This is a genomic window from Rhizobium sp. G187 (genome assembly GCF_051549525.1).
Classification (GTDB): Bacteria; Pseudomonadota; Alphaproteobacteria; order Rhizobiales; family Rhizobiaceae; genus Allorhizobium.
Map to the genome: position 1 here is coordinate 1 of NZ_JBPUGM010000007.1, position 12,013 is coordinate 12,013.

A 12,013-nucleotide genomic window follows, 5' to 3' on the forward strand; every position below is an offset into this window, starting at 1 on the left:
GGCAATATCACTCCCAGCGAGTTCGCAATGAAAATGGCTATGGAAAAACAGGCCGCATGAGGCCAGATTGAAAATCCAAGACTCTCTCGAAAACTGGAGGGAAATTGGGTCTCAGGTCAACTGCGCATTGACGCAGCCTAGCGTCTTCTACTCAACAGATACATCAAACACGGCGCGCCAAGCAGGGCAGACACCAGCCCTGCTGGAATCTGGTAGGGTGCTGCGATGGTACGACCGACGAAATCGGCGATGACCAACAGTCCGCCACCGATAAGGGCTGCCCCGATCATCTGCGGCAGTGCACGTTTAAAACCGGCTTCTCTCGCAAAATGCGGGGCCATAAGGCCGACGAAAGAGAGCGGGCCAACGGTCAGCGTTGCGGCGGCCGTCATCAGACCGGCAAGCCCAAACAACATCAATCTCGATTGCGCCAGCGGTATGCCCACCGCAGTTGAAGGTGCCGGGCCGAGCGGCAGGATATCCAGCCAACGGCGCGCGGCAAATGCGATTGCGATCAGCACCGCCGCGACGATGACTTCCACTTGGGCCGTAGTGCCATTGACCAGATAAGTCGAACCGCTCATCCAGCGCATGAGCAGGACGGCTCTCGGATCTCCGGTTGAACTGAGAACGCCGACGGCCGCGTCAACCATGGCGCTCAGTGCGATGCCGGCCAGCAGCACCCGTTCCGGGGCGAAGGTAGAGCGACGTGCAGTCAGAAGTATGACGCCGAGAACCGCAACAGCGCCAGCGACGGCGAAGACAAACTGCCCTGAAAGACCGGGGCTGACGGCAAAAAGCGCGATCGCTACGCCAAAGGTTGCGCCAGCGCTGATACCCAAGACCTCGGGGCTCGCCATCTCGTTGCCGGTCAGTTTTTGGAGAATGAGGCCAGCAACGCCAAGCATTGCCCCGGATGCAAAAGCCGCAAATACCTTCGGCGCCCGGATGGCGAGAATGTCGCCGAGGAATTCTCCGGAGACAACAACCCAGGCGCTGCCGGGACCGCGACCCACAAAGAGGCTGATGGCGAGAATCATCAGGATACCGACGACAGCAACGATGACGGGGACTTTCGAATTCCACCGGCGCAACCTTTGACGCGCCGCTGCCTGATCAACCCTGTGGCGGATCTTCAATCGCGGCAGAAGCGCCAGAAGCAGTGGCGAACCGAAGATGGCGGTGACAGCACCCGTTGGCAGGAAGTCGCCTAGACTGCCTGCAACGTTTTGCAGCACGGAGTCGGCGAGAAAGAGAAGTCCAGCACCAATCACCGGGGACCAGACGATTAGTTGCACCGGCCGGCGGGCCCCGCAAAGGCGCGCAAGCGTCGGTGCGACCAGCCCGATGAAGCCGATGACGCCAACCGCGCTGGTGACGAAGGCGGCCAGTGCGACCGCGCAGGCGACGACCACGATGCGAAGCCGAGCAAGCTTGACGCCGAGCGCTACCGAACTGCTCTCACCAAGATCCAGCAGTGAGAGTGGCCTGATCACCAGCGCCGAGATGACGGCAACGCATCCCAGCTTCCAGAGAAGCGAAAGGGGAATGACCCAGCTCTGCTGCGCCAGAGAGCCAGCACCCCAGATGAACAAGCTCGCCAGGTATCGCTGGTTCAGATAGGTCAGAATGGCAGCCAGACCGCCGCACCAGAGGCTCAATACAAGGCCCGAGAGAACCAAGGCGAATGGGGAAAAACCACGCCTGGCCCCGAGACCAATGACGATTGCAGCAGCAACGGTGCTCCCCAGCAAGGCGACCATGTCGCGCCCGACGCCAAGAAGGCCGGGCAAGAAAAGCGACACTATGACCAGTGCGAGATTGGCGCCCGCCGAAACACCGAGCGTCGTCGGATCGGCCAGCGGGTTTCGCAGAACCTGCTGGAACAGGGCACCCGACAGGGCAAGTGCTGCCCCGGCGATGAGCGCGGTGGCGAGCCGGGGTAATGTCGAATGGTAGAGCACCATACGCCCGATGTCGTAGCCCGGTGTGATCGCTTGCGAAAGCGCCGGCTCCACGAGAAACCAGGACGCGAGGCATCCGCCGCAAAGCAGCAGAAGAGAGAGCAGCGCGGGCCCGAGATTATCACGGCTAAGGACACTCATGCGTCTTGTTCCAGAAGGTCGGTCACCAGGCCTGCGAACCGCACGGCCTCGTTGACCATGCCAAACATCAGCGCCGGCGGGATAACGGACACATGGCCGGGCCGGGAGAATGGCAATGATTGCCATAACCGGCTTTCGACCAGTTTCGGCAGAACATCCGAAGGCACGGGCTCAAGCGCGATCAGCCGCGCGTCCGGGTCACTCACGGTGGAGAGATCCTCGATCCCAATCGTCTCAAAGCCCCAATAATTCGATTGCCGTGTCCAGGCGTTCCGCAGCCCAATGCGCTCGAGCGCGTTGTGAAACAGACCAGGGGCCGAGTAGATGCGCGCATGGCGGGCATCCATGAAGCTCACCAGGGCCAGTGAAGGAATGGACCGGCCGGCGAGCCGCGCGCGGCATCCGTCGAAAAATGCGTCTGACCGCTCAAGGAAAAGCTCCGCCTCGCGTTCGCGGCCAAGCTCTGCTGCCAGCTTGCGCGTGGCTGTGATCGATGACGGCAGGATGGGGCCTCCGTCGGGCGTGAAGATTTCAAGCCGCAAAACTTTCGCGATCGGTTCGAGCCTGGGCAGCAGTTCGTCCAGGTAAGGCGTCGTCAGAATGATGTCCGGCTTCAATTGGAGAAGGACCTCGAAATCGACCTCATATGAGCTGCCGATGTCGACAACCGAGTCCGGCATGCGCGGCTCGACCACCCATCGTCCCCAATCGGCAAGATCGGATATTCCAACCGGAGGCAGGCCGATCGACAGGAGTGTCGATGCCAGCCCGTAGTCGAGGCTGACGATCCGTTTCCCGTCAACACCCGCAAATAGCGGTGTCGGAATCGTTGTGGCTGTAGCTGCAGCTGCGACACAGTTCAGGAATGAGCGTCGTGAAATCCCCATCACGTGTTCCACCTCAGCAGGCATAGGCAAGCGGATGAGGGAGATGCGGAACGGAAATCACATCCATGTCGATCCCGTAAATTGCATTGAGTGTGTCCGGACGCAGGATTTCGCCCGGCTTGCCGCTGGCAACCACGCGCCCGCCTTTCAGGGCATGGATCCGATCGCAGAAGCGTGCGGCCATGTTGATGTCGTGGAGGACGATGACGACACTCCGGCCGCCTTCATGCGCCAGTCTCCGCACCAGAGACAGCACTTCGATCTGATGCGCGATATCCAATGCCGCGGTCGGTTCATCGAGCAGCAGACAGCGGGCATCCTGTGCAATCAGCATTGCAATCCAAGCGCGCTGGCGCTCGCCGCCGGATAGCGTTCCCACCACACGATCGGCAAATCTTTCGATATTTGTTGCCGATATCGCGGCGTCGACAATACCCCTGTCGGTATCAGAGAAGCGCCCGAGGGCGCCATGCCAGGGATAGCGGCCACATGCGACGAGTTCACGGATCGTCATCTCAGCACCCGTTCCCAGATCCTGGGGCAGATAGGCGACCGAACGTGCGAAGTCACGGCTGTGATAAAGATCCAGATCGCGACCGCCGTAATTGACCGATCCGACAGTCGGCATGAGCTGCCGCGCCAGGATTTTCAAAAGGCTGGATTTCCCCGAGCCATTGTGGCCTACAAGAGCCACCACTTCGCCGGCCGGAAAATCGAGGCTGACGTCCGAGAGAATGGCATTGCCTTCGATAGAAAGCCCGATGTTCTCGACCATGAATGTTTGCGTCAATTTGGGTGTCTCATTGGTGTGTTGCGCCGAGGTGATGCCGCCTTCTTTTCTTGCAGTGGCGGGGAGGGGGCGAAGCCGGGACCTGTCACCCCTTGCGCCTTACTGAGCATTTGCATGCGATTCTTCGATCTCCTGCGCAACGGCGAAGGCGATGCTCACGGCCCGATTGACCGCCGGCCCGAGCACGGACATGTGGGTCTGTCCGGTAAACAGCTCGAACTGGGTTCGAATTCCGTCATCGGAACCATCAAGGCGCTCTGCCATCTCTAACGCCAATGCAACCGTCCGTTCGGTCTTCTTCTTTTCGAGGCGAGCGGCGGCATCTTCATTGCTATGCTGGAAGGGGGCCAGATGATCGCCTTCGAACTCGCCGGCTGACAAATGCAGGAATGCCGTGTTGCCCGGGACACGTTGGCGAGCCGTCTCATTGTTCAGGATTTCACTGCCCTCCCAGTAGATGGTCGGGCTTGCAGCAATCCAGTTGGCAAACAGTCCAGGCCGCTCAAAAAGGGCGTACAGCGTGAAGAGACCACCGAACGAGTGCCCGAAAAGCGACCGCCGCCTGATGTCGAGCTTCACCATTTGGGCAAGCCGCGGCAAGAGTTGCATCTCTATGAATGCAAGCAGTTCTCCCGTCCCGCCAATGCGGACCGGAGGGCCACCTTCGAAATAGGGGGGATAGGACTTGATCGGCGGGGGGCCCAGGTCCCATGCCCGTCGTTGGGCATTGTAGGGCTCATCACCAGGATATCCGATAGCGGCGACGACACCCCAGTCGATCCCGGTTCCGCTCGGGTAGGGCGCTTGCGTCACAAGGCTGGACACGGCGAAGGGAAAGGTCGCGTTGCCATCTGTCGTCAGCAGCAGCGGCCAACCTTCGGCAGGTGGTTCTCCTTTTGGCACAAACAGGAGGATCCGGTAAGGCTCGCCGCCCGAAACTGGTGCCAGATCGAATTGGACAGTTCCGGGCAGAACGAAGGCGTTTTCAGTCATGGTCGCTCCACAGAAATGTTCAGGCGACGACGTCGTTCATTTCTTCATCCTCAGCTGCGCCTCTGTAAGCGCGGCGGGACGATTGCGAGGAGACGACCGCCCAGGCCGATGATTACCACTGGTACTTCAGCGAGCCGAGAACTGTGCGGTTCCTGCCGGTATAGCAATAACCGTCAGTGCAGACCTGTTCGAGCCGGTTGGCAAGGTTGCTGGCGCTGATGGACAGCGACAAGCCTTTGAGTTCCGGTGACGTGACGCCGAAATCATAGGATAGGGCCGCATCGAAATAGGCGGAGCCAGAGTTCTTGCTGGTATTTGCGTCGCTGGTGAAGGAATCGCTCATGGCGCGTATGCCGGCGCCGATGCTGAGACCGGCCAGGGCCGTATCATCCGGAAGCGCGTAGTTCACCCACAGGGACGCGACATGGCGCGGAACCGTGGACGGCGTGTTGCCGATAAGTGTTTGGTCGATGTTGCCGGTGATTTCGGCATGCGCGTAGGTGTAGGCGGCGATTAGGCTGATGCCGTTCTCGAACTCGGTGCGGCCTTCGAGTTCAAATCCGGTGTAAGTGTTTTCGCCCGAGTTGTGGGAGAACAAGTAGCTAGAATCGTACTGCGGTTTGCCGGTTTCGACCAGCCGATAGACGGCGCCGCTCAACGAGTAGCTTTCGCCCTCGGGCTGGTACTTCACGCCCGCTTCGATCTGGCGGCCTTCGGTTGGATCGAGAACTGAGCCGTCTGCTGAAAGCGCGGTCGAAGGCACGAAGGATGTGCCGTAGCTGAGATAGGGGGCAAGACCGTTGTCGAAGAGGTAGAGGAGACCGAGTTGACCGGAGAGGACGCCATCGTCTTTCTCGCTTGTCGAGCCACCGGGGCCCTTTACGACGGATTCCTGATGCGCCCAGTCATAGCGCAAACCGGCCACGGCACGCCAGTTTCCGAGTTCCATTTGGTCCTGGGCGTATATTCCGGTTTGGCTGAGGTCGCTGCTGGTGAAGTAGTTGAGCGCAGGGACCGGGATAGCAGAGGCGGCCGTACCGGGAGCTACGCTGTCGCTGCCCATGGCAAAGTCCGATGTGACATAGGTGTAGTCGAGGCCTGCGAGCAGCGTGTGTGAGATGCTGCCGGTATCGAACTGACCTTCAACCTGGTTGTCGATCTGGTAGGTGCGCATGTCGTCCGTCACCGCGGTCGTCGGCCAGTCGCCATTGGTGTCGAGGTTTACACGATCGAGATAATGCGCCTTCAGCTCGACATCCCCAGCTCTGGCGTTCTGGCGGAAGGTCAGGCCGTTTTCGAATTCATGCTCCAGCTGGTAGCCGAGCTGGTATTGGTCGACCTTCTGGCTGTTGAATTCCGGGTCGGTATAGAGGAAGACGTCATCCCGCTGCAGATAGCTCCAAGCGCTGGCGCCTGTCTCGCCCTTCTGTGCCAAACCGTAGACGGTGAACGTCGTACTGTCGCTCGGCTTCCAGGTGAACGACGGCTGCAGGAGATAGCGATCATCTGCGATATCGTAGCTTCCTTCACCCTCGCGGGTGAGGCCAACCACACGGTAGAACATCTCGTCATTGATGGGACCGCCAAAGTCGAAGGCGGCCTGCTTACGGCCGACGGTGCCATATTGCAGCTCGACCTCGTGATGGGCTTCCTCGAGCGGCAGCTTGGAAATACGGTTGACAATGCCGGCTGCACTCGCGGCGCCGTACATAACAGAGACCGGCCCCTTCAACACCTCGATGCGATCCAGTGTATAGACCTCGGTCGCGAAAGAGCCATAGGTCATGATCGGCTGGCGCAGTCCGTCTCGGAAGTCACCCGCAGTCGTGGTTTCTATTCCGCGGATGTAGATCTGGTCGAAACGCGGGTCGTAGCCAAAGGCACCGGTGGTAACGCCGGAACTGTAGCGGGTCGCCTGGATCATGTCGGTTGCTGCGCGTTGCTCCAGTTCCTCACGGGTAACGACAGAAATCGCACGGGGTGTCTCGACGAGTGGCGTGTCAGTCTTCAGGGCAGAAACCGAGCGTTCTGGGACGAGGGTGTCATTGTCCTCGCTGATTTTCTCGGCACCGGCTCCATTGACGATGATCGGCGCCAACTCTGTGACGCCACTGGTGGCATCCTGCGCAAATACCGTGGTCGGCATCAATGAAATAATTATCACACCAATAAGTGCGGTAGATCCGAGCAAATGGTAGCGCAAGCTCAACTCGCGATTTGAAAAAATCATTGCCCGGTCCTTTTTGGCAAGCAGAAAACTTTGGTGAAACATCCGCGAAATCACGGATCTGGAGCAGCGAGGGAGGGGCGCTGGGCGACAAGTCTCGCCGGGCCCATCTATAGAAACTGAATTTCTGGCGATCAATATAATATGAATTACATTATCAACTTTTTTTCGCGGATGCGCCCTTAAGGTTTGTCCGCATCGGCCGCTGAACCTGATGCCGGATCGGTGAGCGGAGATCCTTTGCAAGCGCGAGCAGCGTCATGTCGAATCGCAATTGCCGTTTTCGTTCGAACGCAAGCGGATCATGCTGGAGCAAACGGAGATTGCGCGGGGTCTGGTCGGTCGCTATGCCGAGACCTATGCCTATGCTGACGGTCGACTGGAGGTGCGTTGGGAAGGTTATTCTCTGCCCTACACGGTGTTCGACAAGGGGCAGCGCGTGACACATGCAGCCATCACCAAGAACAAGCGACTCGGCGACGTTTTGGCCTATGTGAAAGAGCGGCAGGCCCAGCGGGTGCCGCCGGTCGTGAAGACCAAAAGCGAGAAGAACGGCTACACGCCGCGAGGTCGCAAGTCTGGAAGGCATAGGGATTGCGTGAACGATCCGGCGGTGATTGCGCGGCGTCGGCAAGCGCTGGCGTGGCAGCAGGCTCGCAAGACATGCCTCAAAGCTAAAGCCGAAGAGGCGTGCCACACCCGCCCCGATCTGATCTTGCTAGCGGATCGGCCGCTCAGATCGGGGCTGGTCGGCGTGCCAGAAACGACGCATCGGACATTTTTCACTTTGCAAACCGGCGGATGATTCAACTTTGTCGCTACAGACAATCAACGCGCCTTAGTTGATAAAAATTTGCAGATACTAGAGGGTCGATGGGCAGGCCTCTGGTCCGTATCCCATCAAGGCGCTAGGCAACGGCAGCGCCGCGCCCCAATTCCCCCGCGGTGGGAATTTGTAGTTCTCCAAGTGAGTGATTGCGAAGGTTGACGCCTTGCACTTCTAAATTCAGACGCCGTGGCGAAGGGCAGCCATCGGTTGAACGAGAATTTTCCGAGCTTTTTGCCGATTGATGAATAGCAGTTCGCTGATGCGGACTGGGCGACGGTTGGTCATGGCAAGCTAACCATACAAGAAGCCCTCGCCCTGTGTTCCGGAGCTGCGAGTGAGCGGTGGGAGTCCCGCAGAGCGAGCATTTTACAGTCACAGGCGCAATCCGAGCGCGTTGTCGATCTGCGCCCGGGTTCTTTCGCGTGCGCAGAATCGAATTGCTGCGCTGCGGAATCAATTCAGACTTTACAAAAGAATGTGAAGCTGTGAAGTGTGCGGGATATAACTGTTGGGAATGTTGATGTTGACCAAGCCACGTTTTGCCACCCGTCTGAACTCCTTCGCTTCCGCTGCCCACATCGCGTGGCCGGGTATCAAGGGCAAGCCCACCGTCTTGCAAATGGCTGAACGTGCCTCGCGTGTTCAGGGCCTGACGGATCTTGATCTCAATTATCCCGATCATCTCGGTGAAGATCCGCGTGAACTTGCAAAGAAACTGGGCGATCTGGGCCTCTCGATCAATGGCTTTGCCATGCGCTACTACACCAACCCGGCTTTCAAGCTGGGGGCGTTCACCCACCCGGACGCTGCTGTCCGACGCGAAGCGATCGATCTCACCAAGAAGGGCATCGATGCTGCCCGGGAGGTAGGATCCAGCCTCATGACGCTTTGGCTCGGCCAAGACGGCTTTGACTACGCGTTCCAGGCGGATTACACCCGCATGTGGCAACACGAAATTGACGGAATTCGTGAAGTTTGCGATCACGACCGCGATTGCATGATCAGCATCGAGTATAAGCCGAATGAGCCACGCTCCTACAGCCTGATGCCGGATGCGGCAACAACGCTGCTGGCGATCCGGGATGTCGGAGCCGACAATCTTGGCGTCACGCTCGACTTTGCACATGTTCTCTATGCCGATGAGCAGCCGGCCTTTGCCGCAGCTTTGATTGCCCGCCACAGCAAGCTTCTCGGCGTCCATCTGAACGACGGTTACGCAAAGCGCGATGACGGTCTCATGGTCGGCGCCGTGCATACTGTGCAGACGATCGAACTGCTCCGGCAGATCCGACGCGACGGATATGACGGCGCCATCTATTTCGACACATTTCCAGACATGACCGGCTTGGATCCGGTCCACGAATGCGAGGTGAACATCACGACAGTCAAGCGGATGCTGGATGTCGTTGATCGCCTCGAGCAGGACAATCGCCTCTCCGGCGCGATTGACCGTCAGGATGCCGTTGCCGCCCAGGCCATTCTGCAGGAGCTGATGCTTGGGGCAGCCACTTAACGCAATGACCATGAAACTCGGGAGGAACCGATGAACAAACTTTTGACCCTCGCCCTGGCGGCGAGCCTCTGGGCCGGCGCAGCTTTTGCCCAGGACCTGGCGCCGCTCAATTCCGACTCTGAACCGGACCGCATGGACTGGTCCGAACTGGAAGCCAAGTTCGGCGCATTTCCGGCAATCCCGGCCGGCACCAAGGCCGGTGGCGTATCGAAAACGCTGACGAACGAATACTGGCGTTCGCTCGGCGAGGGCTACAAGGCCTTTGCGGACAAGGTTGGTGTTGAAAGCGCCTATCAGGCAGCCCAGAGTGAAGGTGACCAGCTTGGTCAGCTGACGATTGCCGAAGGCATGGTCACGCAGGGTTACAAGGTTCTTCTCCTGTCGCCGCAGACCGATGCCAATCTGCAGCCGATCATGGAGCAGGCCAAGGCTGCGGGCGTTCCGGTCGTCAACGTCAATGATGCCGTCATCCCGCAGGCCGAGCACTATGTCGGCAACGTCCAGCGCGACAATGGTGTCCGCGTTGCCAAATGGTTCATCGACAATCGTCCGGAAGGTGGCAAGGTTGCCATCGTCGAAGGGCAGGCCGGCGTCTATGCGGCCGTGCAGCGAACCGATGGTTTCAAGAAAACCATTGAGGAATCGGGCAAGTTCCAGGTCGTGGCAAGCGTGCCTGGCAACTGGGATCGCCAGATGTCCTATGATGCAGCCACCAATATTCTGCAGCAGCATCCGGATCTCGTCGGCTTCTATGCCAATAATGACGGTATGGCGCTCGGCATCGTCGAAGCGGTGAAGGCAGCCGGCCTGCTCGAGAAGGTCGCGGTATTCGGTACAGATGGTATCTCCGATGCCTATGCCTCGATCAAGGCAGGCGAACTTACCGGCACCGTCGACAGCTTCCCGGTGCTGACGGGTGAAGTTGGCATGGAAGTCGCCCTGCGTCTCGTCGCTGGCCAAGACCTGCCGCGCGTCGTTGCAACGCCACAGGCGTTGATCACCAAGGACAATCTTGCTGATTTCCAGGGCGACGGCGTCGATCTTCGTGCCGTCCTGATGAAGGCCGCCGGCAAGTAAGACCACCCAAGGCAGGCGGTCGGTCCTATACGGGCCGGCCGTCGATCCTCACGAAGGGCCACAAAGATAATGACCACTGCCAGACTGACTTTCGAAGGCATGACGAAGGTGTTTCCGGGCGTGCGTGCCCTGTCAGACGTCTCCTTCCAGATTGCGCCCGGCGAGATACACGCCCTGCTCGGTGAAAACGGTGCAGGCAAATCGACCCTGCTGCGTATTCTGTCCGGTGTCTTCAAGCCGACGAGCGGACAGCTTTTGATCGACGGCGTCGCCCAGGCCTTCAAGACACCCGACAGCGCTCGCATGGCCGGTGTCGCAATGATCCATCAGGAATTGCAGCAGGTGCCGCACCTGACCGTCGCCCAGAACATGTTTCTCGGCCATCCCATCACCTGGGCAGGCGGCTTCTTGGTCAATCGGCGCGAGCAGGAGAAGCGGGCGGCTGAAGCGCTGGCAATGATCGATCCTACGATCGATCCCGCAGCACCGATCTCCTCGCTCAAGGTGGCGCAGCGTCAGGTCGTCGAAATTGCCCGCGCGCTCCTCGACAAGGCGAAAATCATCGCCATGGACGAGCCGACCTCCAGCCTGACGCCAAGCGAATTCGAGAGCCTTGCCGAGGTCATCAAAAGGTTGGCTGCCAGCGGCGTGGCCATCATTTATGTTTCGCACAAGATGGATGAGGTCTTCGGGATCTGCGAGCGCGCCAGCGTGATGCGTGACGGCAGGCTGGTCGGTGTCGTCGACCTCAAGCAGACGCAGCCCGCCGATGTCATATCGATGATGGTCGGACGGGAGCTGCAGGCGGAAGAGCATATGTCGCATGCGACCCGCGATGTCCGTATCGAAGCGCGCAATCTCTCTTCCGCTAAGGTCCAAGGCATTTCCTTCGACTTGCATAAGGGGGAAGTGCTCGGCATTGCAGGCCTTGTCGGCTCCGGTCGCACGGAACTCCTGCGCCTGATTGCAGGCGCCGACAGAGCAACCGGCGGCACCATCAGGATCGACGGGGCGGCCATGACGCTTTCCAATCCGCGAGCCGCTATCGCGGCCGGCATTGGCCTCCTGCCGGAAGAACGAAAGCGCGAAGGCATCATTCCGGGCCGCTCCGTCACCAACAATGTCGCGCTGCCGTCGATGAAACGTTTCGCACCGGCCGGCATCATTCGCCATCGAGCCTTGAAGCGCACGGCGACTGAGCTGCTGACCCGCGTGAATCTGCGCCCGTTCCTGCTCGACCGGCCGATCCGTCTGTTCAGTGGAGGCAACCAACAGAAGGCGATCATTGCCCGCTGGCTGGCCGCGGGATCCAAGGTCCTGCTGTTCGACGAGCCGACACGCGGTATCGATGTAGGCGCCAAATCCGAAATCTACAATCTCATCGAGGAACTCGCCTCCGAAGGTCATTCCGTCGTGGTCGTGTCGTCCGAACTCCCTGAAGTCATGCGTGTATCCGACAGGGTTCTTGTCATGCGCGAGGGGACGGTCGTGGCCGAACTGGCGCGCGAAGAGCTTTCAGAGGAAGCGATTGTTTCTCATGCCGTCGGCAAGGGGCATCGTGCGCCCGCCCGGCAAAGCCAACAGGAATAAAA

Annotated in this window: 8 protein-coding genes and 1 pseudogene; 4 read left to right on the forward strand and 5 right to left on the reverse strand. The window is 59.5% G+C overall.

From position 1 onward, the window contains the following. Nucleotides 1–137 precede the first annotated feature (137 nt). The 5 genes from fhuB to ACSV9I_RS18380 form a co-directional block, all read right to left on the reverse strand. Nucleotides 138–2,105, reverse strand: coding sequence for a Fe(3+)-hydroxamate ABC transporter permease FhuB (gene fhuB / locus ACSV9I_RS18360; protein ID WP_438330243.1), 1,968 nt, complete (start codon nucleotides 2,103–2,105; stop codon nucleotides 138–140). Next, nucleotides 2,102–2,992: an iron-siderophore ABC transporter substrate-binding protein gene (locus ACSV9I_RS18365; protein WP_438330244.1), complete on the reverse strand. Its 891-nt coding sequence runs from the start codon at nucleotides 2,990–2,992 to the stop codon at nucleotides 2,102–2,104. Before ACSV9I_RS18365 ends, fhuB begins: the two co-directional genes overlap by 4 nt. 13 nt (nucleotides 2,993–3,005) lie before the next feature. Beyond that, complete coding sequence (locus tag ACSV9I_RS18370; RefSeq protein ID WP_438330414.1) at nucleotides 3,006–3,767, reverse strand: ABC transporter ATP-binding protein; 762 nt, start codon at nucleotides 3,765–3,767, stop codon at nucleotides 3,006–3,008. Nucleotides 3,768–3,881: 114 nt separating this feature from the next. Continuing rightward, nucleotides 3,882–4,775, reverse strand: coding sequence for an alpha/beta hydrolase (locus tag ACSV9I_RS18375; RefSeq protein ID WP_438330245.1), 894 nt, complete (start codon nucleotides 4,773–4,775; stop codon nucleotides 3,882–3,884). Between the two features lie 112 nt (nucleotides 4,776–4,887). Beyond that, nucleotides 4,888–6,921 carry a TonB-dependent siderophore receptor gene (locus ACSV9I_RS18380; protein ID WP_438330246.1) on the reverse strand — a complete coding sequence of 678 codons (2,034 nt, stop codon included), beginning with the start codon at nucleotides 6,919–6,921 and terminating at the stop codon, nucleotides 4,888–4,890. Between the two features lie 277 nt (nucleotides 6,922–7,198). Here ACSV9I_RS18380 and ACSV9I_RS18385 point away from each other — a divergent pair. From ACSV9I_RS18385 to ACSV9I_RS18400, 4 genes and pseudogenes are all read left to right on the forward strand, one after another. Then, a pseudogene (locus tag ACSV9I_RS18385) lies at nucleotides 7,199–7,657 on the forward strand (ISNCY family transposase); the annotation flags it as partial. A gap of 694 nt (nucleotides 7,658–8,351) precedes the next feature. Beyond that, nucleotides 8,352–9,344: a sugar phosphate isomerase/epimerase family protein gene (locus ACSV9I_RS18390; protein ID WP_438330247.1), complete on the forward strand. Its 993-nt coding sequence runs from the start codon at nucleotides 8,352–8,354 to the stop codon at nucleotides 9,342–9,344. A 30-nt stretch (nucleotides 9,345–9,374) separates the two neighbouring features. Next, nucleotides 9,375–10,421, forward strand: coding sequence for a sugar ABC transporter substrate-binding protein (locus tag ACSV9I_RS18395; protein ID WP_438330248.1), 1,047 nt, complete (start codon nucleotides 9,375–9,377; stop codon nucleotides 10,419–10,421). Between the two features lie 69 nt (nucleotides 10,422–10,490). After that, nucleotides 10,491–12,011: a sugar ABC transporter ATP-binding protein gene (locus tag ACSV9I_RS18400; protein WP_438330249.1), complete on the forward strand. Its 1,521-nt coding sequence runs from the start codon at nucleotides 10,491–10,493 to the stop codon at nucleotides 12,009–12,011. Nucleotides 12,012–12,013 lie beyond the last annotated feature (2 nt).